Annotated in this window: 17 protein-coding genes; 6 read left to right on the top strand and 11 right to left on the bottom strand. The window is 72.2% G+C overall.

Features of this window, described 5'->3' with window-relative positions; genetic code table 11:
• Positions 1 to 126: 126 nt before the first annotated feature.
• From ACIQWA_RS06415 to ACIQWA_RS06395, 5 genes are all read left to right on the top strand, one after another.
• Positions 127 to 1,425: an ABC transporter substrate-binding protein gene (locus tag ACIQWA_RS06415; protein ID WP_402478861.1), complete on the top strand. Its 1,299-nt coding sequence runs from the start codon at positions 127 to 129 to the stop codon at positions 1,423 to 1,425.
• Positions 1,422 to 2,378, top strand: coding sequence for a carbohydrate ABC transporter permease (locus ACIQWA_RS06410; protein ID WP_402478858.1), 957 nt, complete (start codon positions 1,422 to 1,424; stop codon positions 2,376 to 2,378). The genes ACIQWA_RS06415 and ACIQWA_RS06410 overlap by 4 nt, the downstream gene beginning before the upstream one ends.
• Entirely contained in the window at positions 2,375 to 3,202 is an 828-nt protein-coding gene (locus ACIQWA_RS06405; protein WP_402478856.1) for a carbohydrate ABC transporter permease, read from the top strand. Before ACIQWA_RS06410 ends, ACIQWA_RS06405 begins: the two co-directional genes overlap by 4 nt.
• Before the next feature lie 59 nt (positions 3,203 to 3,261).
• Positions 3,262 to 6,042, top strand: a complete 2,781-nt coding sequence (locus ACIQWA_RS06400) for a ricin-type beta-trefoil lectin domain protein (RefSeq protein WP_402478853.1) — start codon at positions 3,262 to 3,264, stop codon at positions 6,040 to 6,042.
• A gap of 210 nt (positions 6,043 to 6,252) precedes the next feature.
• Positions 6,253 to 8,412 (top strand): alpha-galactosidase, encoded by a 2,160-nt coding sequence (locus tag ACIQWA_RS06395; RefSeq protein WP_402478851.1) that lies wholly within the window; start codon positions 6,253 to 6,255, stop codon positions 8,410 to 8,412.
• Positions 8,413 to 8,655: 243 nt separating this feature from the next.
• On the opposite strand, the gene ACIQWA_RS06390 is transcribed toward ACIQWA_RS06395, so the two are convergent.
• Complete coding sequence (locus tag ACIQWA_RS06390; RefSeq protein WP_402478849.1) at positions 8,656 to 9,807, bottom strand: FAD-dependent oxidoreductase; 1,152 nt, start codon at positions 9,805 to 9,807, stop codon at positions 8,656 to 8,658.
• A gap of 67 nt (positions 9,808 to 9,874) precedes the next feature.
• Complete coding sequence (locus ACIQWA_RS06385; RefSeq protein WP_402478846.1) at positions 9,875 to 10,567, bottom strand: TetR/AcrR family transcriptional regulator; 693 nt, start codon at positions 10,565 to 10,567, stop codon at positions 9,875 to 9,877.
• A 483-nt stretch (positions 10,568 to 11,050) separates the two neighbouring features.
• Here ACIQWA_RS06385 and ACIQWA_RS06380 point away from each other — a divergent pair, with 483 nt between their 5' ends.
• The gene (locus ACIQWA_RS06380; protein ID WP_402478845.1) at positions 11,051 to 12,667 is read left to right on the top strand and encodes an RICIN domain-containing protein; all 1,617 of its coding nucleotides are present in this window, start codon (positions 11,051 to 11,053) and stop codon (positions 12,665 to 12,667) included.
• 249 nt (positions 12,668 to 12,916) lie between these two features.
• Here the strand turns inward: ACIQWA_RS06380 and ACIQWA_RS06375 are convergent, their stop codons facing one another.
• From ACIQWA_RS06375 to ACIQWA_RS06335, 9 genes are all read right to left on the bottom strand, one after another.
• Entirely contained in the window at positions 12,917 to 14,197 is a 1,281-nt protein-coding gene (locus ACIQWA_RS06375; protein ID WP_402478843.1) for a TIGR02679 family protein, read from the bottom strand.
• Positions 14,198 to 14,200: 3 nt separating this feature from the next.
• Positions 14,201 to 18,367, bottom strand: a complete 4,167-nt coding sequence (locus tag ACIQWA_RS06370) for a TIGR02680 family protein (RefSeq protein WP_402478840.1) — start codon at positions 18,365 to 18,367, stop codon at positions 14,201 to 14,203.
• A complete protein-coding gene (locus ACIQWA_RS06365) occupies positions 18,364 to 19,542 on the bottom strand; it encodes a TIGR02678 family protein (RefSeq protein ID WP_402478838.1) in 1,179 nt (392 codons plus the stop codon). Before ACIQWA_RS06365 ends, ACIQWA_RS06370 begins: the two co-directional genes overlap by 4 nt.
• Positions 19,539 to 21,146: a TIGR02677 family protein gene (locus tag ACIQWA_RS06360; RefSeq protein ID WP_402478835.1), complete on the bottom strand. Its 1,608-nt coding sequence runs from the start codon at positions 21,144 to 21,146 to the stop codon at positions 19,539 to 19,541. Before ACIQWA_RS06360 ends, ACIQWA_RS06365 begins: the two co-directional genes overlap by 4 nt.
• Positions 21,147 to 21,256: 110 nt before the next feature.
• Positions 21,257 to 22,141, bottom strand: coding sequence for a branched-chain amino acid aminotransferase (locus tag ACIQWA_RS06355; RefSeq protein ID WP_402478832.1), 885 nt, complete (start codon positions 22,139 to 22,141; stop codon positions 21,257 to 21,259).
• A complete protein-coding gene (locus ACIQWA_RS06350; protein ID WP_402478830.1) occupies positions 22,138 to 23,421 on the bottom strand; it encodes an ATP-grasp domain-containing protein in 1,284 nt (427 codons plus the stop codon). Before ACIQWA_RS06350 ends, ACIQWA_RS06355 begins: the two co-directional genes overlap by 4 nt.
• 17 nt (positions 23,422 to 23,438) lie before the next feature.
• The gene (locus ACIQWA_RS06345; RefSeq protein WP_402478828.1) at positions 23,439 to 24,458 is read right to left on the bottom strand and encodes a DMT family transporter; all 1,020 of its coding nucleotides are present in this window, start codon (positions 24,456 to 24,458) and stop codon (positions 23,439 to 23,441) included.
• On the bottom strand, positions 24,455 to 25,747 hold the full coding sequence (locus ACIQWA_RS06340) for a DUF6421 family protein (protein ID WP_402478825.1): 1,293 nt from the start codon (positions 25,745 to 25,747) through the stop codon (positions 24,455 to 24,457). The genes ACIQWA_RS06345 and ACIQWA_RS06340 overlap by 4 nt, the downstream gene beginning before the upstream one ends.
• Entirely contained in the window at positions 25,744 to 26,328 is a 585-nt protein-coding gene (locus ACIQWA_RS06335; protein ID WP_402478822.1) for a bacilysin biosynthesis protein BacA, read from the bottom strand. The genes ACIQWA_RS06340 and ACIQWA_RS06335 overlap by 4 nt, the downstream gene beginning before the upstream one ends.
• Positions 26,329 to 26,439: the final 111 nt, after the last annotated feature.

The following is a 26,439-nucleotide window of genomic DNA, read 5'->3' as shown; positions in this document are numbered from 1 at the left end:
CGGAGCTTTCGGCCGCGGGCTACGTTCGCCGCACTTGCTCGATGAACGCGTGTTCATCGATGCGGCCGATGGCGGGCAGACCGCCCGCCGGCCCGGTCATCCACCTCCTGCCAGAGAGCATTCGCCATGACTTCGGTGACCAGACGACAGCTCCTCGTCGGCGCGACCGCGCTCATCTTCGCTACGGCTGCGGCGGGTTGCAGCACCCCCAGCACGACGGGCGGCGACTCGGCCGGCGGGTCCGAGATCACCTTCCTGACGTTCGAGACGCCCAATCTCACGCCGGCCTACTGGGACGCCGCGATCAAGCGGGTCACCGACAAGTACCCGGACGTCAAGGTGAAGAAGCTCGTGTCGCCGACGGCCGACGGCCGGACCGACTACGCCAAGCAGCTACTGCAGTCCGGGCAGTTCCCGGACGTCATGGTCGGGCTCTCGCCCGCGGGCTTCGCCGAGTCGGGCAACCTGTACGCCTGGTCCGAGAGTGAGCTGAAGGACTTCACCTTCCCGACCGCCAACCCGATTCGCGGCAAGTACTACCAGCTCCCGGCCAACACCCAGACCATCCCGCCGGTCTACTACAACACCAAGGTGTTCGCCGACCACGGCATCACCGCTCCGCCCAAGGACTGGGCCGGTCTGCTGGAGGTGTGCGAGAAGCTGAAGTCGGCCGGGGTGACGCCGTTCGTGACGGGCGGCGGCAAGGACGCCTTCGCCTCCTCGATGCTCCTGACCGGGATCGTCAGCGTCGACGTGTACGGCAAGACCCCGGACTGGCTGAGCAAGCGGCGGGCCGGAACCGTGAAGTTCTCCGATCCCGACTTCACCGCGGCGCTGGCCAAGTTCGCCGATCTCGCCCAGCGCGGCTACATCCAGAAGTCCGATGTCTCGCGCGACTACGCCGCGACCGAGCAGGCGTTCCTGGACGGCAAGGGCGCGATGTACCCGATGGGCAACTGGTTCGCCGCCAGCGCCGACGCCAAGCAACGCAACGACATCGGCGTGTTCAACTTCCCGTCCGCCGACGGCCGGACGGTGGTGCCCGCCTACACCGGCGGTGGCATGGTCGTCAGCGCGAAGGCCAAGAACCTGGACGCCGCCAAGCGCTTCGCCCTGGCCTTCCAGCTCGACAAGGCGCAGCTCGACTCCTCGGTCAAGGCGGACGGTCTGATCCCGGCGGTCAAGAACTACACCCCGCCGGCCGACGCCGGGCCCGTCTTCAAGGCCGGGTACGACCTGTACCAGCAGGCGGTCGCGGACAAGGCCGTCGTGCACGGGTTCCGTTGGGAGACCGCCGACGACGGCCTGCTGCCCGGCATGGCCGCCAAGGTGGACGCGGTGGCCCAGGACCTGACCACCGGCCGGAAGACCCCCGCAGCGGCGGCCGCCTACCTGGACGCCGAATGGGCGAAGGCAGGATCGTGAGCACCGCCACGCGGTCCCCGGTGGAACCGTCGCCCGCCCGCGAGCACGCGGGCGGCCGACGGAGGCGCCGACCGGGCGCCCTGCTGGCACGGATCAGCCACTTCTCCGGGTTCGCCGCCCCCGGGATCCTGGTCTACGCCTGCTTCGTCCTGGCGCCGATCGTGATCAGCGTCGGCTACAGCCTCACCAACGCCAACCCGTTCAACCCGCCCTACCGCTGGGTGGGCCTGCGCAACTACACGATGCTGCTGCAGGACGAGGAGTTCCTCCACTCCCTGTGGGTCACCACGGTCCTGACGCTGATCGTGGTGATCGTCCCCAACGTCCTGGGGCTGCTGGTGGCGCTGCTGCTCGACAGGCGCGGCCGGTTCTACAACGCCATGCGCAGCGTCTTCTTCACCCCGGTGATCCTCAGCTCGGTCGTCGTGAGCGTCATCTGGACCCGACTGCTGGACGCGGACGGCCTGGTCAACCAGGCGCTACGGGCCCTGGGATTCGAGGACCCGCCGGCCTGGCTCTCCGACCCGGACTTCGCCCTCTACGCGGTGGCCTCGATCCTGTGCTGGCAGATGCTCGGCTTCTGCGTCGTGGTCTACCTGGCCGGGCTCCAGGGCGTGCCGGTGGAACTCCAGGAGGCCGCCGCACTGGACGGCGCGGGACCGGTGCGCCGGTTCCGCGCGGTGACCTGGCCCCTGCTGGCACCCGCGCTGACCATCAACACGGTGGTCCTGCTGATCTCCGCGTTCAAGACCTACGACTACATCAAGGTGATCACCAACGGCGGCCCGGGTGCCGGGACCACCGCGACCATCGCCTTCGACGTCCTGCAGACCGGCTTCGACGGCAACCACGTCGGCTACGCCTCGGCGATGGCGGTCCTGATGCTGGTGATCGTCTGCGCCGCCACCGCCGTGGCCCTGCGCATCCTGCGCCGAAGGGAGATCGACCTGTGAGAGACCGGCTTCCCTGGCTCCGGCCGATCACGGCACTCACCGTCACCACCCTGTTCTTCGTGCCGCTGTACCTGGTCCTGGCCAACGTCTTCAAGCCCGGCGACAGGATCTCCGGATCACCGGCCGCGCTGCCCCTGCCGCCGACCCTGGACAACATCACGGCGGTGCTGAGCCGACCGGACCGCCTCTTCTGGGTCAGCCTCACCAACAGCGTCATCATCACCGGCCTCTCCGTGGTGGCGCTCACCCTGCTGTCGGCGATGCTCGGCCACTACCTCGCCCGCAACGACAGCGGGTGGACCAAGGTCCTGACCCTGGTCCTGCTGGCCGGCCTCATGATCCCCCCGCAGGTGATCCTCATCCCGATCACCGACGTCCTGAAGGCGTTCCACCTGATGGGCACGGTACCGGGGCTCGTCCTGTTCAACATCGGCTACTACGTGCCGTTCGGGGTGTTCGTGTTCGCCGGATTCATCCGGGGCATCCCGATCGAGCTGGAGGAGGCCGCCCGGGTCGACGGGGCCCGGCCCGGCCAGGTGTTCTGGCGGGTGGTCTTCCCGCTGCTGCGCCCGGCCAGCGCCAGCGTGGTGATCTTCCTCAGCGTGTGGATCTGGAACGACTTCATCAATCCGCTCGTCATCCTCGGCCCCGGACGCGGAACCACCGTCACCACCGGTGTGTACCGCTCGATCGGCCAGTACCAGACGGACTTCGGCTCGGTGTTCGCGCTGATGTTCCTGGCGACGCTCCCGGTGCTGGTCTTCTACCTCGCCCTCCAGAAGCACTTCGTGAAGGGGCTGACCGGAGGCGCCACCAAGGGTTAGACCGCACTGCCGCGCTGCTCCACCTTTCTCCCCCCACCCCCCGTGAAAGGTACGAACACGTGAGTCCATCCCCCACCGGAGCGCGGCTCACCGCGCTCGCCACGACCACCGCGCTGGTGGTCGCCGCGCTCACCGTAGTGAGCGCCCAGGTCGCCGCGGCGGCCGTCGGACCGGACGGGTCCGGCGGCGCCGTGGTCGACGCCGGCTACCTGCGCCTGGGCATGAACGCCACCGGCCAGGTCACCTCCCTCGTCGACCGGCGCACCTCCAAGAACTACCTCGCCACCGGACAGGGCACCGCACCCCTGGTCAGCCTGATGGTCGACGGGCAGCAGGTGAAGCCCACGACGCTGACGCTCAGCGGCAACACCCTGGTGTTCACCGGCGCCGGCGGATTCGAGGTCGACGTCCAGGTCCAGGAGACGGCGACGTACTCGACCCTGACCGTCACCAAGGCGACCGCGCCCAACGGCGGCGATCTGCAGACCCTGCTGTGGGGGCCACTGGCCACCAACATCACCCGGACCCTCGGCGAGAGTGTCGGCATCGTGCGCGACAGCGCCTTCGCCGTCGGGATGAAGCCGCTCACCGACCGCACCGAGGGCGGCTGGCCGCGCGAGGAACTGAACACCACCATCGGCTGGGAGAACCAGGTCGCGGCCAACCCCTCCCAGGTGCAGGTTTCCCCGCTGGAGGAGTGGAGCGTCGGCGCCCGCACCCCGTGGGGAACCCTGCTGCGCGCCTTCACCTTCGACCACACCAAGCCGCGCAACCGCATGACGGACGCTGACGGCGGCACCCCGTACCCGATTCCCCTCCCAGCGCTGCCGAACGGCCGGGGCAGCGTCGTCGGCTCGAAGATCGCCCTGTTCGGTGCCGCACCGGACCTGGCGCCCACCGTGCTGTCGAACCTGGCCGTCGACCAGAACCTGCCCTACCCGACGATCAACGGCCAGTGGCAGAAGACGGCCCAGGCGACCTCCAAGTCCATCCTGGTGCTGTCCGGCCTGAACACCGGCAACATCGCCCAGGCCGCAGGCTTCACGAAGGCCGGCGGCATGGACATGGTCTACGCGCTCGGCAGCACCGACGGGCCCTGGCAGTCCGACGGTCACTACCAGTTCGACTGGAGCTTCGGCAGCAGCGACAGCGCCGCGACCGCCATGGTGAACGAGGCGAAGGCCAACGGCATCCAGGTGGGAGTGCACACCCTGTCGGACTTCGTCGGCTGGAACGACCCCTACGCCGCGCCGTCGCTCAGCCCCGACATGACCGTCGGTACCAGCACCACCCTGACCCAGGCCATCGGCACCGGCGACACCACCGTCACCTTCGCCGGCTGCGACCCGCTGAGCAGCAACATCCCGGGCCACATGATGAAGATCGACAACGAGGTGTTCAACTTCGGCACGGTGAGCCAGGTCAACGGAGAGTGCAGGGCCACCGGCATGGCCCGGGCGAACTGGGGCACCACGGCCACCGCCCATGCCGCCGGCGCGACCGTCACCCGGATCCCGCAGAACGCCTACGGCGGCGGCATCGGCGGCCTGAACATCATCGACAACATCGCCGCCCGCTTCGCCTCCATCTGGAACACCACCGGCATCACCGGCATGTCGTACGACGGCCTGGAGTCGGCCTCCCAGTCCGGCTGGGGCTCCTACGGCATCTCCAGGCTCGTCAACGGCACCTTCGAGCAGCAGAACGCCAAGGACGGTTTCATCTCCGAGACCAGCCGGATGACCTCGAACTCCTGGGACGGCCTTTCCCGGGCCAGTTGGGGCGAGGTCGGTTCCACCAGCATGAACCAGCTCTACCTGCACAACGCGTACTACCAGGACAACTACCTGCCCAACGTGATGGGTTGGATCAACCCGCTGACCGGCTTCCAGACCCTGGAGGACACCCTCGCCCGCGGCGCGAGCTTCAACGGTGGCGCCGGCTTCCGCACCTCGGTGTCCAGCCTGGCGTCCAACCCCAACACCCCGACCGTCCTCGCGGCCATCAAGGAGTGGGAGAGCGCGCGCAACCTGGGCGCCTTCACCCCCGCCCAGCTCGCGAGGTTCCGCGACCAGTCGACGCACTGGCACCTGTCCGTCGTCACCCCCGGCCGGTCCTGGTCGCTGCAGCAACTCGACGGCTCCGGCAATCCCGTCGGCGCCGCCGAGTCCGTCACCGCCCCCACCCCGGCGTTCACGACCACCTCGCTGCCGTCGATGACGACGGGCAGCCTGTACGAGGCGAAGGTGGCCACCAACACCCCGCAGACCATCCGGTACAGCGTCACCTCCGGTGCGCTGCCCGCTGGCCTGACGCTGAACCAGGACACCGGCGGGATCACCGGCGTCCCCACCACCGGCACCGCCGCCACCTTCACCGTCACCGGCAAGGGCGGCGCGGGGACCGCCGACGCCGTACGCACCTACACCATCAACTCCGCCACCGGCCCGGTCACCGGCCCGGTCACCTCCGGCCTCGTCGCCGGCAAGTGCCTCGACGACTTCGGGGCTTCCACCGTCAACGGCGCCCAGGTCAATCTGTACGACTGCAACGGCAGTCCCGCCCAGCGGTGGACCGTGGCCGGTGACGGCAGCCTGAGCGTCCTGGGCAAGTGCCTGGACGTCAGCGGTGGTGGTACCGGCAACGGCACCAAGGTGCAGATCTGGGACTGCAACGGCACCGGCGCCCAGGTCTGGCAGCCCCAGCCGGGCGGCGCCCTGCTCAACCCCCGGTCCGGCCGCTGCCTGGACGTCCCCGGCGCCAACACCGCCAACGGCATCCAGCTGCAGATCTACGACTGCAACGGCACCGCCGCCCAGAAGTGGGCGCTGCCCGTGTAGTCGCTACTCCCAGGCCGGACAGGGCCCAGCTGAACCACACGACCACGGCGGTCGCCGACCAGGACCGTACCCCGTCCGGGTCGGCGACCACCTGCCTTCGAGCGCCTCTGCCGACAGGCAGGCCTCACGATGACAAGGACAGAAGATGACGCCGATCGTTGTACCGCCCACCGAGGGCGCCGCCGGCCCCGTGGCCATCGGAGTGCGCGCATGACGATCACCGGCCTGCCCCGACGTGACGCCGCCCTCGCCGTGCTCCGCGCGGCCGGTACCGCCCTCGTCCTGGACCTGGCCGGCCAGGCCGTTCCCCGGGTCCTGCACTGGGGCGCCGAGCTCGGATCGATCGGAGACTGCGAGGATCTGCTGCTGGCCACGATGCCGCCGTCGCCGGTGGCCTCGGTCGACATCCCGGTGCTGTGCCGGCTGATCCCGACCCAGGCCGACGGCTGGGTCGGTCGGCCCGGAATCGCGGGACACCGCGACGGCAGCGTCCCGCATCTGCGGCTGCGTCAGGTCCGCCCCGCCGACGTCGAGACCCGCGTCGAGGGCGGCGGCACCGTCCGGGTCGACGCGGCTGACACCGACGCCGGGATCACCGTCCGCACGGAGCTCCGGCTGGAGCCCTCCGGTGTGCTGCGCATCCGGCACGAAGTGGTCAACGAAGGGCCGGGCACCTACTCCCTGGAGTCGCTGGCCGGCCTGCTGCCGATCGGGGAGCACGCCGCCGAGCTGCTCGACTTCACCGGCCGTTGGTCCGGCGAGCGCACCCCCCAGCGGCGACCGCTCCAGCACGGGCTGGCGCTGCGCGAGTCGCGCCGGGGCCGCACCGGACACGACGCCACCGGGCTGCTGGTCGCCGGAACCCCAGGGTTCGGCTTCCGGCACGGCGAGGTCTGGGCGGTCCACGCCGGTTGGAGCGGCAACCACGTCCACCACGCCGAGCGCCTCCCCGACCACGGCCCCGTCCTGGGCGCGGGCGAACTGCTGACGGCCGGCGAGGTACGGCTCGCCGAGGGCGAGTCGTACCGCAGCCCATGGGTCTACTTCGCGTGGTCGTCCCGCGGACTGGACGGGCTCTCGGAGCAGCTGCACCGCTTCCTGCGCGAGCGTCCCAACCACCCCCGCACGCCCAGGCCCGTCGTGCTGAACACCTGGGAGGCCGTCTACTTCGACCACCGGCTGGACAAGCTCACCGCACTGGCCGACCTCGCCGCCCGCGTCGGGGTCGAGCGCTTCGTGCTGGACGACGGCTGGTTCACCGGTCGCCGCGACGACACGGCCGGCCTCGGCGACTGGACAGTGGACCGGAAGGTCTGGCCGGACGGTCTGCACCCGCTGGTCGACCACGTGCGCGGGCTGGGCATGCAGGCCGGGCTCTGGGTCGAGCCGGAGATGGTCAACCCGGACTCCGACCTGGCCCGCGCCCATCCGGAGTGGCTGCTGGCCGGGCCCGGCCGCCCGGCGGCCCCGCACCGGCACCAGCAGGTGCTCGACCTGGCCCACCCGGACGCCTACGCCCACCTCCTGGCCCGACTCGACGCGCTGGTGAAGGAGTACCGGCTCGACTTCCTCAAGTGGGACCACAACCGCGACCTCCTGGAGGCCGTGCACGACGGCGCCGCCGGCGTCCACGCCCAGACCCTGGCCGTCTACCGGCTGCTCGACGAGCTCCGCTCCCTGCACCCCGGCCTGGAGATCGAGTCCTGTGCCTCCGGCGGCGCCCGGGTGGACTACGGCATCCTGGAGCGCACCGACCGGGTCTGGACCTCCGACACCATCGACCCGGTGGAACGCCAGGCGATCCAGCGCTGGACCGGGCTGCTGGTTCCGCCCGAACTGCTCGGGTGCCACCTCGGCGCCGCCACCGCCCACACCACCGGCCGTACCACCGGCCTCGGCTTCCGCCAGGCCACCGCGCTGTTCGGGCAGGCCGGCATCGAGTGGGACCTCACCACCTGCACCCGCGAGGAACTCGACCAACTGGCCGCCTGGATACGGTTGCACAAGCGGCTGCGGCCCTTGCTGCACACCGGAACCACCGTCCACGCCGACCACCCCGACCCGGCCGCCTGGCTGCACGGAGTCGTCGCCCGGGACCGTCGCCACGCCGTTTTCAGCCTGGCCCAGCTGACCCGCACCACCGAGTCCGTACCGCCCCGACTCCGCCTCCCCGGCCTCGCCCCGGACCTGCACTACACCGTCACCGTCTCGCCGGAGATCGGCATCCCCACCGGCTTCCCGCCGCGTCACGCCCCGTGGCTCACCGGCGGACCGGTCCGGCTCACCGGATCGGTGCTCGCCGGGATCGGCCTGGCCGCCCCTCTGCTCGATCCGGCCCACGCCCTCGTCCTGGAACTCCGGGCGGACTGACCGCCGAAACTCAGCCGACCGGACCCGTGGGGGACCGGAGTGCTCCGCACCACGCGCGCGGCCGTTTCGGCGGTCGGGGGCAGGTCGAACGCGGTGCCCTTCCGGCCGGCTGGTGGGTACGGGCGCGGCGGAGGCGATCAACATCGACTACTGACGACCAGGGCCCTCTCCCGGGGCGCAGGAGCAGTTGCCGGGTGGTCGGGGTGGTCATGGTGTGGTCTCCCAGAGGGGTGGACGCGCGGGTCACGCGGCCTGTTCCCGGTGGGAGGCGAACTGGGCGACGAGGCCCTGCGGCGCGTCGGGGGCGAAGCACATGGCGAGGTTGGCGGCGGAGTCGGCGGCGGCGGCCTCGGCGCGGGGGAACATCGCCTGCTCGTATCGGGTGAGCGCGGCCTCGGTGTCGCCGGGGTGGTCGAGGATCGCCCGGGCGAGTTCGGCGGCGTCCTGCATGGCGTTGTTGGCGCCCTCGCCGGCGAACGGCGACATCACGTGGGCGGCGTCGCCCAGCAGGGTGACGCCGGGTACGCGCTCCCAGCGATGGCCGATGGGCAGGGCGATGATCGGCCTCGGCACCAATGGGCCGTCGGCCTCGCTGACCAGGGCTCGCAGGCTCGGGTGCCAGTCGGGGAACTGCTCCAGCACCGCGGATTTCGCCGCCTCGGCGTCCGAGAAGTCGATGCCTTCCAGCCAGCTGGGCGAGGTCCTGACAGCGGTGTAGACGTGGAGGCTGCCGTCCCACTCGCGGTGGGCGAGGAAGCCCTGGCCGTCGCCGAGCGCGAAGAGCATGCCACCGCCGACGATCGCGGCCGCGTCGGGGTGGCGGGCGTCGGCGTCGAGCAGGTCGCTCTCGACGACCGACACGCCGGTGTAGGCGGGCAGGGCGTCGGACAGCAGCGGGCGGACCCTGGACCAGGCTCCGTCGGCGCCGACCAGCAGGTCGGCGGTGAACACGGCACCGTCGGCCAGGGTCACCTCGTGGCGGCCGTCGGCCAGCGTCCGGGTCGCGACGGCTTTGGCGCCCCAGCGGACGGTGCCGGCGGGCAGGGAGTCGAGCAGCAGGTCCCGCAGCCGGCCGCGGTCGACCTCGGGGCGGGTGTGCGAGGAGTCGTCGTCGCTCTCCTCGAAACGGACGCCGGCGTGCTTGTCCAGGATCCGCATGGCCTCGCCGCCCGGCAGCACGAGGTGCAGGAAGTCCTCGTGGAGTCCCGCGGCGCGCAGGGCGGCTTGGCCGGACTCCTCGTGGATGTCGAGCATGCCGCCCTGGGTGCGGGCGTGCCGGTCGGCGTCCAGGTCGAGGACGGCCGCCTCGATCCCGCCGGCGTGCAGCACCCGGGCGAGGGTCAGGCCGCCAAGACCGGCGCCGACGACGGCGATGGAGTAGTGCGTGGTGGTCATGGAGGTGCCTCGATTCGAGCGGGTTCGACGGGAGGGAACGGGATGCCCGAAGCCGTACCGGCCGTGATCAGTCCGGCTGCCGGGGGGTGGTCTTCGTGCCGTTGATGACCGCGCGGAAGATCCAGGCCAGGCGCTGTTCGGGGGTGCCGGAGACCAGGTCGGCGCCGAGGGCCGCGATCCGCGGATGCGTCTGGGCCGTGACCTGCCGCAGCGCGTCCACCAGTGCGTGGTGCTCGTCCTCGGCGGCGATGTCGCGGTCCCGGGTGGAGTGCTCGGCCGCGGTGGCGGTGGCCACCTGGAGCAGGACGTCCATTCCCCAGGCGGCCTGCGCGTCGGAGACCTCGCCCTCGTGCAGGAGGGCGAGGACCGCCTCGACCAGCGCCAGGTAGTTCGGCCCCGAGGGGCGGGCCACCAGCGCCGAGTGCGCGAGGCTGGGGTGCTCGAACAGCACATGCGTGTAGGAGCCGAGGACGGCGGCGAGCCGCTCGCGCCAGTCGCCGGCCGCCTCGACCGGCCCGAGGTCGACCGCGCCGAGGAGCTCTTCGAGGATCGCCGCGTGGAGTTCGGCCGTGTTGGCCACGTACACGTACAGCGAGGCCGGCCCGGTGTCCAGCTCCTGAGCCAGTCGGCGCATCGTGACCCGTTGCAGCCCCTCGGCCTGCATCACGCCCACGGCAGCGGCGACGATGCCCTCGTAGGTCAGGGCGGGCTTGGCGGGCCGCTCGCGGCGGCTACGGGGGGCGGGGGTCCGGGAGCTCATGTCCACAGCGTAGCGAACATGTTCGTCACAAACAAGTTCGTTGCGCCCGAATCGATGGTCGCCCTCCGAGGCCGAGGCGGGAGGGGACGATCGAGGCGGGAGGGGACGACAGAGCCCGGCCGTGAGGCCGGTCGCCGACGCGCCGAGCCGCCGGCCGGCGTCCTACTTCGCTGATTCTCTCGGCCCGCGGCAACCTTTCCGGGGGCGGCGACAACTGGGTGGTGTCCGGGCAGGAGGTCCGGTCAGAGGCAATGGCTGAAAGTGAGCATCGACATGTTCCCTCGCTCATCCACATCGCCGGAGGCGTCGCCCGGCGGCCGCGCCCGCCGTGGTCGCGCGTCGTCCCGCTCGACCGTTCCGGGGGAGCGGCAGACGCACCGCCGGCGTCGGCTGTACCAGCGCCGGGGTTTCTGGGCGGCCGTCGGCCTGGCGGTCGTGGGCGGCTCCGTGGCCGTGGTCAACACGGCCTCGGCGGGAACCACCGTGGACACGAACTCCTGGTACATGCTGGTCAACCGCAGCACCGGCAAGGCGCTGGACGACTACGGCTTCGCCACGAACGACGGTGCTCCGCTGGCGCAGTGGAACCGTAGCGGCGCGACCAACCAGCAGTGGAAGTTCATCGACTCGGGTGACGGGAACTACCGGCTGCAGAACCGGAACTCCGGCAAGGTGCTGGACGACTACAACTGGTCGACGACCGAGGGCTCCGAGCTGGTGCAGTGGCGCGACCTGAACGGCGCCAACCAGCAGTTCCACCTGGAGAAGTCGTCGGACGGCTACGTGCGTCTGATCAACCGCTTCAGCGGCAAGGCCGTTGAGGTCCCTGGCGGCTCCAAGACCGACGGGAGCCACATCGCCCAGTTCCACGACTGGAACGGCCCCCAGCAGCAGTGGCAGCTCATCCCGGCCGGCAGTGTCAGCGGCGGCGGCAGCAACGGCGGCGGCAACGGCGACAGCGGCAGCACGGGCAGCTCCAGCAGCGGCGGCAGCAGCAACGGCGGGAGTTCCGGCGGCAGCTCGGCGAAGCGGATCATGGGGAGCAGCACGATCCTCATCGGCGGCATGATGGACGACGCCACGGCGAACGCCGCGCCGTTCGACGTCCGGTACGCCTACATCCACAGCAAGCCCGCGCCCTCGTCCGACGCCTACACGGCCTCGCGCTGCAAGGCCGAGTGGTCGGGCTGGTGGGGCTGCTGGACCGGCGACACCACGGCGCCCGGCACCCAGGTGACCGTGGACAACGACCGCGCGTCCAAGGCGACGTACCAGGGCAAGCCGCGTCCGCAGAAGTTCCACTTCACCTGGTACTCGCTGCGCGACCTCGGAGACATGGCGGGCCAGGGCGACGGTCCCGGCGAGGTCCAGGCCATCAACCGGGCCGACCTGCTCACCAAGTACATGAACGACTACCGCTTCTTCCTCCAGAAGATCGGCACCGCGCAGGACATGGTCGACATCGAGCCGGACTTCTGGGGCTATGTCCGGTCGCTCGGCAATCCGCACCAGGTCTCCGCGCAGGTCAAGGCCGCGAACCCGACGGACTGCGGATCGCAGGAGAACAGCGCCTCCGGCCTGGCCCAGTGCCTGATCGCGATGGGGCACAAGTACGCGCCGAACACCGGCGTGGGACTGCACCTGTCCTGCTTCGACTGGCAGCAGAACACCCCGCAGTGCGTCAAGGACTACGGGGACCTCGGGGCATCGAGCGCGGACTTCCTGGTCACCGACGTGACGGACCGCGACGCGGGCTGGTACGCGCTGCCCGCCCACGGCAGCAAGGACACCTTCTGGAACGACCAGAAGGGCTTCGCCGCGCTCGCGTTCTACAAGACGATGTCCGAGTCGGTGGGCAAGCCGGTGGTCCTGTGGCAGATCCCCCTTGGCAACATGGCGGGGAACAACACCCCCGGCCACTACAAGGACGACAAGGTCGACTGGTTCTTCTCGCACATGGACCAGGTGGCGAACGCCCACGTTGGCGCCCTCCTGTTCGGCGCCGGCTGGTCGGAGCAGACCACGCCCGAGACCGACGGCAGGAACCTGATCAACAAGACGACCGCCAACCACAACGCGGGCGGCACGCCGCTCAAGTAGCACGCGCGAACGCAAGCCCCCGAGCCCCAGGCCTCCGGCCTGGGGCTCGGCCCATCTCAGGCGGGGGCCCCAGTAGCGCTCCAGCTCGGCCGGTGTGATCTCCATCGGCCCGGCGACCGGGGCGGCGACGCTCATGCCGGGTTCTGCCCGTCGGTCACGTTGACCTCACCGCGTTCGGTGCCGAGGAACTCCCCGGTGATCGACGACAAGGAGGTCACTGACGGACACCTCCGGTACGGCAGAACAGACTCAGGCCCGTACGGCGTGTCGGCGGAGGTCGGCGAGGAGGTGGTCGAGCAGGTGCTCCTCCTCGATGCGGGTGGCGTGCTCGGAGAGGGCGGGGGCGAGTGCCGGGTCCCAGGGGGTGGGGCCCGGAGTGCCGGTGGTGAGGGGGGTGCCGAGGCCGCGGTCGACGGCGGCGAGGTAGGAGGGGGCGTCGTAGCTCCAGGGGGCTGCGCCGGGCAGGCGGAGGATGCCGGTGGCGATGCGGATGCCGCCCCAGTCGAAGTCGCCGTGGTAGGCGATCCGGCAGCCCTGGTCGGCGAGTTGGGTGAGCAGGGTGCGGGCGGCGGCGGAGAGGTTGCCCTCGACGCAGATCAGTGGCGGGCAGTCCGGGCCCAGGTCGTCGGCGGCGGCGGCGAGGACCGCGGGGTTCTCGCAGACGTGGACGGGGCGATCTGCGAGGCCGAGGTGAGGCGGTCGCCTGGTCAGCTGGCGGAGTGTCAGTACGCAGGGTTCGCCGCCTTCGCGGGCGGCGGCGAGGATGTGCCCGGTGGTGCTGTCGGTCGAGCCGGGCAGGCCGAGGGTCAGGACGCGGGAGGAGAGTTCGTCCAGCGCCACTCCCACGGCGGCCCAGGCGGTGCGGCGGCCCGCAGCGCCTGACATCGCGTCGGCGGGCGGCCCGGCGAGTGCCCGGACGGCGGAGTGGACGAGGGTGGCGAGCGGGCGGCCTTCGTCCAGTGCGTGGGCGTCGCCGAGGGTTCGGGCGGAGAAGGCGGGGAGGGTGAGGCCGTCGGCCGGGAGGTGGGAGAGCACCTGGACCGCGTCGGCGGCCAGCCGGTGGGCTGCCGCCGGATCGCCTCCGGAGAGCCGCTTGAGCAGGCCGGTCGACTCCACCCTGGCTCGCCAGGAAGCGAGTTCGGGCCGTTCCATGACGGTCGGGTGGTCGAGTACGGCCCGGGCCTGCTGCCACGCCACTGCGAGACGGGCGTCCTCGGCCCGCCGGTCGGGGACCGGGCCGGCCAGTGCCACGACCGCCGCCGCGAGGCCGTCCGGGCAGGCCAGGGACTCGCGCAGCACCCGGTCGAGCTCGGCCAGGGGAACGGTCAGTGAGGTGCCGGAGCGCAGACGGCGGCCCAGCAGGAGCTCGATCGCGCGGCGCTGCTCCCCGGTCGCGGTTCTGAGCGCGACCGGGGTGTCCAGGGCACGCCCGGTCGACAGCCGCTCGCGGACCCGGTCGACCAGCCAGGCGGTCTCGGGGCCGCCGAGCAGGCGGCGCAGCCTCGGAAGGTCGGTCACAGGTCCGGTCACCGGCTACTCCGTCGGGTCGTCGAGGAGGGACGGCTGCGCGCGGTCGTCGGCGGCCTTCGGCGCGGGTGGGCCGGGGATGTGCGGGACCGGCCGCTGCTCGCGGGTGCGTGCGGTGCCGTCCCATCGCCAGGGGGTGACGAGGACGGCGTCGATCCCCTCGCGGCGGCTCAGCTGGGCGATGCCGATTCCGGGCACGGTGGGGTAGCAGGCCCACTCGCGTTCGCTGGTCATGACGACGTCGAGGTCGAAGGAGGCCAGCAGTCCGAGGCACTTGGCCCGGGAGTCGTCGTCCACTCCCGCGAACGCCTCGTCGAGTGCGATCAGGCGCGGGGCGTGCGGATGGCCGGAGGAGTAGTGGGAGGAGGCGGCCGCGAACAGCGGGACGGAGGCGGCGAGCACCCGTTCGCCGCCGGACGCGGGACCGGTGGCGGGCTTCCACTGGCCGTCCTGGCGGCGCTGGATGGTGAAGGCGTGCCAGCCGCGGTAGTCCAGGGCGCGGGTGAGTTGGTCGGCCCAGGAGTCGGCGGGGTGGTCCTCGCGGTCCTGGGCGATCCGGGCCTGGAGGAACGCGCCGACCTGTGCGCGGTCGGCAGGTGTCCAGGCGTCCGAGGACTGGCGCAGCAGTCGGGTGCGGACGGCTTCGAGGCCGGCCGGCGCGTCCTTGGCGGGCTGCCACTCAAGGCGCAGGGTCATGCCGGTCGAGGTGGGGCGGGCCGCCAGGTCCTGGTTCATCGCCGCCACCTGTTCCTCGGCGCCGGCGATCAGCTCCTGGAGTGCTCCGGCGACCTCGCCGACCAGGTGGTTCTCCAGTAGTTCGCGTTCCTTGGCGGAGAGCAGAAGGCCGCGTTGCCCGACCTCCTCGCGCAGTGAGTCGGCGAGGGCGGGGACGTCGTGGGTGCGGCCCTGGAAGACCACGTCGACGATGATGATGCCGTCGTGCAGGGTCATGCCCACCGAGTGGCCGTGGCGGCCGAGGGCGTCGGTGAGCACCTTGTGCTCGGTGGAGATCCGTTGCTGGATCAGCTCCCAGCGGCGGTCGGAGTCGTCAGTGCCGTCGAGGTCCTGGTTGATGGTGCGGGCCAGTGCCACGGCCGGAGTCGGCGCCCAGGACTCGTCGAGTGCTGGGACGGCGGTGGCGACCCCGGGCAGTGCGGCAGCGAGCAGGCCGGTGGCGGCGAAGGAGCGCAGGGCGGTCACGGCGCGGTCGCGTTCGGCGGCGGCCTCCTCGATCCGGGCGCGGATCTCGCTGCGCCGGCCCTCGGCCCGGGCACGGGCGGTCATGGCGGCGTCCCGGGCGCGCCGGGTGGTCTTCTCCTCGGCGTCCCGTGCGGCGATGGCGACGTCGGTGTCGGCCAGCCGCCGGAACAGTTCCTCGACGCTCGCGCCGACGGTCTCGGCCAGCACGCGGTGGCGCTCGGTGGCCGCGTCGGCCGTCCGGCGGGCGCCGGTCTCGGCGTCCTCGGCCTGGGCGAGCGCGCCGGCGGCGGTCTCGGCCTCCGCCTCCGCCTCGGCGGCGAGGGCGGCGGACCGGGCCCGGGCGGTGGCGGCCGGGAGCAGCGCGGCGAGGGCGGCGGTGTAGCCGGAGACGGCGTCGCGTACGTGGTCGAGTTGCTCGCGGTCGGCGGGCAGGTCGGTGTCCCGGGCGTAGTCGGCGGCCTCCTGGTCGGTGCGGGCCGCGTCCTGCTGTCGGGCGGTGGCTTCCTGGGTCGCTTCGTCGAGCCGGTTCACCATGCGGCGTACCGCCTCGGCCTCGTGGCTGTGGCGGGCATGCGCCTCGCGCAGCGCGTGGTCGGCGGGTGCGTTCCGCTGTTCGGTCGCCAGTGTGGCGGCGCGCGCCCGGAGCGTGCCGCGCTGCCGGTCCAACGTGGTGAGGTGGTCGGTGAACTCGTCACGCTGTGCGGCGAGTTCGGTGAGCCGGGCGCGGCGGGCGGCTTCGCGGGCGCCCTCGCCGATGTAGTGGGCGGCGGGCTTGGTCCAGCGGCCGGTCAGCGCGCCGATCCGGTAGCGGCCGTCGGCGGCCACCCAGGTGTGGTGATCGCCCTCCGCGTCAGGGCCGGTCGCGTCAGGGCCGGTCGCGCCGAGGCCGATCGCACCCAGGGCGGCGTGGACCGCGGTGTCCGCGAGGGCGGCGGCCAGCGGGTCGGCCCGGTCGACGGCCGGGCGCAGCAGGGAGGAGAGGCCGGCGCCGGGGGCGGACGGGCCGGCGGACAGCAGGACGGCGTCGTCCGCGTCGAGCAGGGAGCCGTCCGGGGTGAGCCAGGCGTCGAGCAGCCCGGCGGCCTCCAGCGCGGCCTCGATCCCGGCCCGCTCCTCGGCCGGTACGGTCCCGGCGAAGTCGACCGCCCGCCACAGCGGCGCTCCGGGTCGGTCGGCGCGGGCCCGCGGGTCACGGGTGTGGGCCGGTGGCGGGGCGTCGTGCCCGCCGGACTCCAGGCGGGTGATCTCCTCGTCCACGGCGGCGAGTTGGCGCCGGGTGGCGGCCTGTTCGGCGTCGAGCTCCGCCTCCTGGCGGGTGAGGGCGCCCACGGCGGCGCCGTGGGCGTGAGCGGCGGCCGCGGCTGCCGGGTTGGGGCCGGCGAGGGTGTCCGTCCAGGCTTCGAGGGCCGCGAGGGCGTGGTCGGGGTCGGGGAGGCGGAGCTCGACCGTACCGGCGGCCCAGGTCCGCCAGGCTGCGAGGAGGTCCGTGCCCTGTTCGGTGACCGCCTGTGCCGCCTCGGCGGCACGTTCGCGGGCGGCCTCCAGGTCGGCGGCGCGGCGGGCGGCCTCGGTCTGCGCGGCGCGCACCTGCCCGTGGGCCCGCTCGGCGGCGGCGAGCAGCGTGGTGAGGCCGGTGACGGCCTGGCGGCGGCGTTCGACGGCGCGCTCGCCCGCCCGGCGGGTCTCCGGGAAAGGGGCGCGGTCCTGTTCCAGAGTCGCGGCCACGGCCCTGTGTTCGATGCCGGCGACCTCGGCGGCCTGCCCGGCGGCCGAGTCGGCCGCGGCGAGGGCGGCCTGGTCGGTGTCGTGCTGGGCTTGCGCGCCGGCGGCGCGGCGCTGCCAGTCGTCGGCCAGACGGCGGGCGGTGCGGCAGGCGTCGGCGCGGTCGTCGGCGACGGCGCGCAACGCTTCGGCGGTCCGGCCGGCCTGTTCCAGCTCGCGGGCGGCGTCCATCTCCGGGCTGCGGCTCAGGGCGTCGCGGGTGGCGGCCAGGGCTGCCCGGCTGTCCTCCAGCGCTTCCAGACGGGCTTCGGCCTGGGTCAACTGTTCTTCGGCGGAGGCGTGTTCGGTCTCGGCCTCGCCGAGGTCGCGGCCGAGGTGCTCGTAACGGCTGTGGGCGACGCGCAGCACGCCGGCCTGCCGCTTGGCGGCGATCTGCGCGTAACGGCGGTAGTGGGTCAGGAAGTTGGTGGCGGCGCCGGACGCCTCGGCCAGCGCTTCCAGGGCGTGCCGCTCCTCGTCCAGGCCGCGGAACGCCTCGGCGACCTCGCCGACCAGGGCCGGATCCAGTGGCGGCAGGGCCTCGGTGAGAGCCTTGGAGAGCAGCTTCTCGTCCGGCTTCTTCGACAGCTGCGGCTGGCGCAGCTGGATCAGCAGGTTGACCAGGGCCTCGTAGCGGCCCTGGCCCAGACCGAAGAGCTGCTCGTCGACGGCGCGGCGGTACTCGGCGGCGGTGTCGTGGACGAGGCCGTGGCCCTGGAGTGCATCGCGCAGCCGCTCCCGGGTGAACGGGACGCGGGTGGCGGAGAGCAGTGGCAGATCGGGGCCGATGCGCAGGCTGGTGGTGAAGAACCAGTGCTTGGCGATGCCGCGGCCCTTGACCGCCTTCAGGCCGCAGCCGATGGTCCGGTACTGCGGTCGGCCGTCCTCGTCGATCCGGCCGAACTCCAGCCAGGTGTAGCCGGTGCGTTCGTCGTTCGGGTGCTTTCCGCCGAGCAGCAGGTTCCACTCCATGCGCTTGGCGCGGTCGCCGTCCGGTTCGACGCGGTGGGCGGCGAGTTCACCGTCGAGCAGGAAGGGCAGGGTGAGGGCGAGCACCTTCGACTTGCCGGTACCGTTGTTGCCGCGCAGCAGCAACCGTCCGTCGTGGAAGCGGAACTCCTCGGCGTCGTAGTGGAAGATGTCGACGAGCCCCGCGCGCAGTGGCTGCCAGCGGTTCCTGGTGGGCAGGGGCATCGGCTGCGGCAGGCTCATGAGCGGGAGCGGGCCTTTCGGATGGTCGGGGCAGCCAGGGCGTATCGGACCAGCGCGGGTTTGGCCGTGACCGATTCGCCGTCGCGGGTGATGAGGTCGAGGGCGGTCAGCCGGTCCAGTGCCTGGGCGAGCAACTCGGCCGCGGCTGCGGGCTCGGCGGCGGTCCTGCGCCAGTACGACCGGTGCTGCACCGCCAACTGCCGCACCAGGTCGACGAGTTGCTGCTCGGTGCGGGAGTCGGCGGCGGTGGCGAGGTGGGCGGCGACCAGCAGGGTGGCATGGCCGTCGGTGCCCTGCTCGGGCATCCGGACGTCGGTGAGCTCGTCGTCCGGGTCTGCCATGGCGATCCCCTCGGTGCGCAGCTCCGCGACCAAGCCGGTGAGTTCGGTGATCCGACGGGTGATCGCGTGGCGCTGGGAGACCAGGTAGGCCCGCTCGTCCTCGGGCAGCTCCGCGTAGTACACCACCGGATCGTCCAGCAGTCTGCGGGTCAGCCGGTGGCGCAGCGCGCGCAGCCGCAGCTCGTCGGTGTCCGGCGCGACCTCGGCGGTGAGCGCGGCGAGACGGTGGTCCGGAGTGACGGCCTCGACGGTGGACGGGCCCCGGGTCGCGGCGAGGAGCGTGGCCAGGACGCGGCGGCGAACGTCGTAGAGCACGTCGTTGGACGCCTCCGACAGGTACGCCTCCTCGTCGCCCGCCACGCGGTGCAGCACTCCCCATTCCAGCAGCAGCCGGACGGCGGCCACCAGATCGGAACGCTCCTCCCGGCGGTCCATCCGGAACTCGATCCCGGCAGCGGCCAGTTCCGGGTCGCCCGCCGCCGTCAGCACGCCGTCGGCCAGCCGGCCGAGGGTGATCTGCGCGTCCGCCCGCTCCAGCGTCGCCAGTGCCAGGCAGAGCACCACGTAACGGCGGCGGGTGAACGGCACCTTGGTGCGCGGGGTGCGGGCGGGCCGGGTCGCGTCGTCCAGGCGGGCCGGTGTCTTGTACAGCCGCGCGGTCTCGGTGTCGACCACCAGCCGCCAGCCGGTCTCCTGGGTGAACCAGGCCGCCAGCTCGCCGGCGTGCTTGCGCACCAACCGGAAGTCGTCGTTGCCACTGGTCATCAGCGGCGATGCCAGCAGCGCGCGGGCGGCCCGGCGGCGCTCGGCCTGGAGGTCGGTGGGGTCGGTCATGCCGCGCTCCCGGCGGGCGCCAGATCGATGATCTCGATGATGTGCTCGGGCCCGTGCAGCACACCGTCCGCCGTCGGGATCCGCACCACGGTGTCGGCGTCCACCAGCTTCAGCCGGACCTCCATCGTGCCGTCGCCGGTGATCGCCGAGGCGTCGGTCTCGCCCGGCACCCGGGCCGAGAGCGCATCGCCGAGGACCGCGAGGAACAGCCGGAAGGCGTGCGGGTCGAGGCCCTGCGGGCCGGCCAGCTCGGAGAGCCGGACCGGGCCGTCGGTGGCCAGCCGGGCCCGGGCGGCGGCGGTCTGGGCGGCCTCCAGCTCGACCTGCTCGGCCAGCGCCTGCCGCGCCGCCGCACGGTCGGCGACCCGGTTGGGCATGCCGCGCCGCTCGTACGAACCGGTCTCGCGCAGCCGGGGGCTGATCTCCAGCGGCGGGGCCTGCGCCCAGGGTGTGTTGGCCGGGAGATCGGCCTGCTGCCAGGCCGCCTCGGTGGCGGTGTCCACCGTCAGGTGCCGGGCCGGGGTGAGGGCGAAGGCCGCCCGCCAGAGCCGGTGCGCGGCGTCGTCGTCCGGGGCCTGCGCGAAGAACCGGGCCAGCGCCCGGAAGTCGGCCGACCGGTCCGAGCGCCCGCCGCGCCGCTCGTTCAGCGCGGCCACCGTGTTGACCAGCGCGGTGATCGCGCTGACCGCCGCGCCGCGCAGCAGCTTCGCCTGGGAGGGCTGCCGGCTGGAGCGGCTGAGGAACCAGTCGGTGAGGCCCCGCCAGCGGTTCTCCCAGGCGGTCAGCGCGGCACTCGTCGCCGCCGCGCGGGCCTGCTCCGCCTGCCGACCGTCCACGTCCGCCCCCGGTACGGCGTCCGGCAGGGCATCTCCGGCTTCGCGCTGCGCCGCGGCCAGCAGCAGCCGCTCCACCCCGGCCGCGTTCAGCCGGGTGAGCAGGTTCGCGATCTGCGCGCCGCGATTCGCCAGATCGGCGATGAACCGCTCGATGTACTCGACGAGACGGTCCTTGTACGCGATGAACGCCGCCTCGTCACCGTCCTGGAAGTCGATGGTGCGACGCAGCGAGGCCATGAACGCCTGGGCGTTGTCCGCGAGACTGCCGAACCGCTCCGCGATCTGGAGCAGCAGCAGATGTGCCTTCCCCGGATCGGGATCAGGCTGCCCCGCCAGGACGAGCAGCGACCCCAACTGCTCGGCGATGTCCGCCAGCGCGACCGACTGCAGCTGGCCGCGCCGGCCCAGCGCCTGCTCGTACACGGCGAGTGCCCGCAGGGCGGCCTGGCCGTGCTGGGTCAACTGGTAGAGGTAACGGGCCCGGTGGAAGTCCTCGACCGAGGTCACCCGGCCGGTGTCGGCGTCCGCGCGGAGGTTCCCCCAACCGACCAGCTGCTCCAGCGCGCCACCGACCGCCTCGATCGACGCGACTGCCGAAGACGCGTCCGCCGCCGCGTCCCGACGGAGCTCGGCGGCGACGTCCTCCGGCCGCAGATGGACGATGAACCGCTCCTTCGCCTGGGCGAAGACGGCCAGGACCTGGCCGTACAGGACCGCGTTCGGAGCCTGGAGGTAGGCGAACGGCTGGGGCTGCGGAGCGCTGGACACGCGCTCCAGTCTTGCAGATCCGGTTGCCCGCTCGGGCGGGAGTGGGAAACCCGGTTGACCGCGGAGCCTTCGACCTTGCGTCACCTCAGGTCTGCCGGCGTGCTCGTGGGCTACCGCACCGTGACGGAACGTGTCAGACCGGTGTATGCCTTGGACAGAATCGTGGTGACGGCTCCGATCTCGAAGGAATGACCGTCCACGTCACGCACCGGCTGCACTTCGTAGGCCGTGCCGGTGAGAAAGACCTCCTCGGCGCGTTGCAGTTCCTCGGGCAGGATGTGCCTTTCGTGGACAGAGATCCCCAGGTCCCGGGCGAGGGCCAGGACCGTCTGCCGGGTGATGCCGTTGAGGAAGGTGTCCGCGGTCGGCGTGTGCAGGGCTCCGTCGATCACCAGGAAGAGGTTGGCGCCGGTGGCCTCCGCCAGGTACCCGCGGAAGTCCAGCAGGAGGGCGTCGTGGCAGCCGGCCGCCTCCGCCTCGTCGCGGGCGAGGGTGCAGATGTTGTACAGCGATGCGGCTTTCGCCCGTACCGGCGCGGTGTCGGGGGAAGGACGCCGCCACCGGGAGGTGCGCAGCCGGATGCCGTGGCTGTGCGCGTCGCCGGAGAACACGTGCGGCCACTCCCACGCGGCGATCGCGACGTGGACGGAGGTTCCCGCCCCGGACACGCTGATCTGCTCGCTGCCCCGCCAGGCCACGGGCCTGACGTACCCGTCGGTGATTCCCTGGCGCCGGATGGTCTCCCGCATGGCGGCGTCCAGTTCCGCGGGGCCGAAGGGGATGCGGAAGTTCAGTTCCCGGGCCGAGGTGTGGAGGCGCTCGAAGTGCTCGACGGACTTGAACGGCCGCCCGTCGTACACCCGGATGCCCTCGAAGATGCCGCCGCCGTAGTGCAGGCCGTGGGAGAGCACGTGCAGGTGGGCGTCGCGCCACGGCACGAACGCTCCGTCCAGCCAGATCACGCCGTCACGGTCGTCGAACGGAACGCTGGTCACGCCTGCCCCTCCTGGTGGGTGTCGTCCGTGTAGTCGATGCGGATGGACTGTTCCAGGAAGCTGTGGAACTCCTCGGCCTCGGCGGTGTTCGCGTGCCGCGACAGTACGAACGCCGGGTAGCCGGTGAAGTCCGGGTAGGGCCGCACGACGTCTCCCGGGAAGAGCATCTGCACGACGTGGTCGACCCTGGGGTCGTCGCGCAGTTCGGCCAGGCCGTGGACCGCGGTGATCCGTCCGGAACCGCCGCAGGGGACGATGTAGTTGGCCGCGGCCGCCACGGGCGTCGGCAGCGGGCCGGAGCCCAGGGATTCGGTGGCGGTGCCGGCGGCGATCCGCAGTGCCTGCGCGGCGAAGTCGACACCGGTCACCCCGGAGGCGATGTAGTGGGACACCCCGGAGCCCCCGATCCGGGCTCCCATCTCCAGCAGGTACGGCGTCACGCCACCGCGCAGGCGCAGTTCCGTGTGGGTGGGCCCGTCCGTGATGCCGAGAGCTCGGTGCGCGGCGACCACCTCGCGCCGGATGTCCTCCTGCACGGCCTCGGACAGGACGGCCGGTGCACGGTAGACGCCCTCCTCGAAGTGCGGCCCCTGAGGGTCGCCCTTGTAGCCGATGGCCAGGACCCGCACGTCACCGCCGTGGGCGAGGGACTCGACGGCGAACTCGGGGCCGTCCAGGTACTCCTCGACCACCAGACCGTCCGTGCGGCCGAGCTTGTTCGCCGAGGTCTGCCACACCTCGTCCACGACGCTCCTCAGGTCCTGTGGGGACTCCGCCTTGGTGACGCCGAGGCTGGAGAAGCCGTGTGCCGGCTTCACCACGACGGGGAAGTCCAGGCTCGCGGCCTTCTCCCAGTCGGCCGGGTCATCCACCCGGACGAAACCCGGCACGTTGAGGCTCGCGGCGGCCAGACGCTCCCTCATGACGCGCTTGTCCTGTGCGCCGAGCGCCACGTCGCGGCCGATCCCGGGAAGTCCGAGCAGCTCGGCGGCCTCGGCGACGAACGGGACGGCGGGGTCGTAGAGGGTGACGATCCCCTGGAAGGCGTTCGTCTCGTACCGGTGCCGCAGGGCGTCCAGTGCGCCGGCTCGGTCGGCTTCGACGTCCAGCCGCAGGACGTCGACCACGGCGGGCGGCAACCGGTCCTCGGACACCGCTTCGTCGGGCCGGGGGACCAGCACGAGGTCGATCCCGGCTCGTTCTGCGCTCTCGAAGACCCAGGGGAGCGAGGTGCGCTGGTAGACCAGCACGAGGGTGGGCTTGGGGCTGTCCGTTGTCATCACGAGGTCCTCTGTCGTCACGGTGTTCCTTGCCGGGTGTGAGCTCCGGCTCCCGTCCTGGTGTGCTCTTCGTCCGAAGCCGCCTCGACCGCGGCGGGCCCGGCGGGGCGGGCACCGCCGATGGTGAGCCACACACCGCCCCCGCACAGCAGGAGCAGCAGGAGCACGAGCGGTGCGGGCGCGGCCTCCCGGCCCAGGGTCCATTCCCCCAGCCGCACCAGGAACGGCACCACGAGCGCGAGCGCGGAGGTGAACAACGGCCCCTTGCGCAGGATGAGTTCGTGCGAGATGAGGAAGACCGGGGCGGTGAGGACCGCGCCGAGGACCGCGATGCCGCCCCAGTCGGCCGGGGAGACGCCGCCGAGCGGGACGAACAGGACGACCGTCAGCCCCAGCATGACCGTGCCCGCTCCGGTGACGGCGGGCAGGGCCGCGACCGGGGTCAGGTCCGCCATGCGCCGCCGGTAGACGTAGCCGTACACCGCGTACGTGAAGGTGCCGCCGAGTGCCAGCAGCCCCCCGCCCGCCAGGGCGCCGCCGCCGGTCCCGGAACCCGCGCCGCCGGCCGCGGAGCCGTCGGCCAGGGCGTACCCGCAGGCCGCGACCACGGCCAGCACCGTGCCCAGGACCTTGCGGGGCGTGGAGGGCTCGCGGAAGGCCGCGACTCCGATCACGAAGGTGATGCAGGGCAGCAGGGAGACGATCAGGCCGACCCGGGAGGCACCGATGAAGCCGGTCCCGAGCAGCGTTCCGGCGTAGTACGCGAAGAAGCCGAGGAAGGCCAGGAGCACGACACTTCCGCCGCGGGCGGTCGCGGCCCGGACGTCGGGCCGCGACCGCGGGCGCAGCAGCGCGATGACGGTGATGACCACGAAGCTGGCCGCGGTCCGCCCGGCCGCCACCGCCAGCGGGGGAACGCCGTCGACCAGACGCCCGGCGAGCAGCCAGCCGGCGGCCAGCAGGGCGATCATCAGTGCCGAGAGGGCGGGCACCACGAGGTGTCCGCCCCGGCGGGGGCGCAGGGGTGCGCCGCTCACCACTCCGCCCGCTCGAACTCCAACGCGGGCATCCGGTCCAGCCCCTGCTTGGCGCGCAGCAGGACCCGCTGGTCCTCGGTGAAGGCGTACCGCTGCCGTGCCGCACCTTCGGCGGCGGGCTCGGGAGCGGGGAGGTACCTGCGGACCAGTTCCTTGGCCGCCGAGCGGTACTCGTCGTCGGTCGTGACCTCGGCCTCCAACTCCTCGACCGTGGCGACGAACCGCCGCAGCGCGTCGAGGGCCTTTGCCCGGTCGAAGTGCAGCAGTCCGCCATCGCCCGGGGAGCCGGCCAGCGCACCGTGCTCGCGCAGCCAGGAGTAGAGGAAGACCCCGGTGCCCGAGTCGAAGTTGCGGGTGGCGTCGTCCGCCTGCGGGTAGCGGAAGACCCGCTCCAGCAGGATCATGTCGACCTGTTCCGCCGCGAAGGGCACCACACCGCTGTCCGCGCAGGCCAGGACGGTCCTGGCGTCGACCTTGATCTCCTCCAGCAGGCCGACGAACCAGTTCATCTTCAGCGAGATGTGCTGGTCGAACGGCCAGAGCCCCTGGTAGTGCATCGAGTCGTGCAGGTAGCCCCAGATGGCGCGGGCCTCGAAGCACACGTCGGCGTCCAGGCCCGTGGACGCGCGGGGCAGGGATTCCGGAGTCAGCACGGCCTCCGCACCGCGGAGCGCGTAGGTCTCGTGGATCTTCCGCATCTTGTTGTAGAAGAACATGGCGTACGGCTGCTCGGTGATCTTGTCGTGAGCGGCCACGTTCTCCGGGAAGAACACCAGGCAGTTGCCCTGCCGGAAACCCGCGCTGCCGGTGATCAGGACGAGCGACTGGCAGTTGTTCTTGGGATGCGGGTACGACTCGGCCAGCTCCGGCAGCGCGGCCGGTTCCTTGCGCAGCGCGAAGAAGCAGTCCAGTCGCTTGCCCACGGGCGGCGCGCTGTTGGTGCTCTGCAGCGGTGCGAGGAAGAAGACGGCCGAACCGTCCTCGGGCACGCGCAGGGCGTCCCGGGAGCGTGCGAAGTGCGGCCGGGTGTCGAGGCCGGCCGCGAGCCAGCCGTCGACGTCGGCGGCCAGTGCGGCCGCCTGGTCGTCCTGTCCGCGCCGCGCGTACCAGGCGCACGCCTCGTCGCGGATGCGGCCGAGCAGCGCACGGTCATCCTCGGTCGCGCCGGGGACGGTACCGTCGTCCGCCTGACGCGCCCGGAAGCGGTCGACCCGCGGGATCAGGGACCCGGCCAGTTCGTCGGCGTCGGCGAGCAGGGCCGCGGAAACGGGAGCGGTCGCGGTGGTCACCGGGCCGCTCCCACCGGGAGCAGCCGCTCCTCCTCCGCGCCGACCGCCAGAACCTGATGGACGGTGAAGACCATGGGCACGGCGCCGAAGTCCCGTACCACTCGCAGCCCGTGGTCCTCGGCCGCGACGATGGTGGTGATGCAGCCCTCGACGCGGCCCTCGGCGCACTCGATGGCAGCCCGGGAGTTGCTCAGGACCTCCCGGATCTCCGTGCCGACGGGCACGAGACCCGTCGGCGCCGGGTGCGAGGCGACCGTGGCGGGCACGTCGACCCCGTTGGTGGCGAGCACCATGTTGTGCGTCGGCATGATGAAGCTGTCGACCATGTGCAGGCGGTGCAGGTTCCCGAACACCAGGGTGTGCAGCGCTGGATAGACAGCGCAGGCGACCAGTGCGTGCCGGCCGTCGTCCGGCACGGCGTCGAGCGCGGACTCGATGGAGGAGTGCAGCTCCACCGTCCCCTGGACTCCCCGTCGGCGCAGCCATTCGTGGGACGCGGCTTCCAGATTGGTGCCGCTCGGACCGAGCGTGTGCAGGTGCCGGACCTCATCCGCGTCCGCCCCGTAGCTGGCATGCCTCATCGGCTCCCCCTCCCCCAAAGTGAAGAACACGGCGACCGTGCCAGGTGGTTCCCGGAGGTCCCGGACAGGAGAACATGGCCGCTGGAGGTGATCAAGTGAGTGCGGACACCA

It is taken from the genome of Kitasatospora sp. NPDC098652 (assembly GCF_044760155.1).
Lineage (GTDB): Bacteria > Actinomycetota > Actinomycetes > Streptomycetales > Streptomycetaceae > Kitasatospora.
This window is presented reverse-complemented; position numbering and strand designations above follow the sequence as displayed.

Bases quoted from the DNA above. Each gene is read 5' to 3' on its own strand.
- ACIQWA_RS06370 (WP_402478840.1), bottom strand. From the start codon at position 18,367: ATGAGCCTGCCGCAGCCGATGCCCCTGCCCACCAGGAACCGCTGGCAG.
- ACIQWA_RS06390 (WP_402478849.1), bottom strand. From the start codon at position 9,807: ATGACCACCACGCACTACTCCATCGCCGTCGTCGGCGCCGGTCTTGGC.
- ACIQWA_RS06365 (WP_402478838.1), bottom strand. From the start codon at position 19,542: ATGACCGACCCCACCGACCTCCAGGCCGAGCGCCGCCGGGCCGCCCGC.
- ACIQWA_RS06415 (WP_402478861.1), top strand. From the start codon at position 127: ATGACTTCGGTGACCAGACGACAGCTCCTCGTCGGCGCGACCGCGCTC.
- ACIQWA_RS06350 (WP_402478830.1), bottom strand. From the start codon at position 23,421: ATGACAACGGACAGCCCCAAGCCCACCCTCGTGCTGGTCTACCAGCGC.
- ACIQWA_RS06385 (WP_402478846.1), bottom strand. From the start codon at position 10,567: ATGAGCTCCCGGACCCCCGCCCCCCGTAGCCGCCGCGAGCGGCCCGCC.
- ACIQWA_RS06395 (WP_402478851.1), top strand. From the start codon at position 6,253: ATGACGATCACCGGCCTGCCCCGACGTGACGCCGCCCTCGCCGTGCTC.
- ACIQWA_RS06335 (WP_402478822.1), bottom strand. From the start codon at position 26,328: ATGAGGCATGCCAGCTACGGGGCGGACGCGGATGAGGTCCGGCACCTG.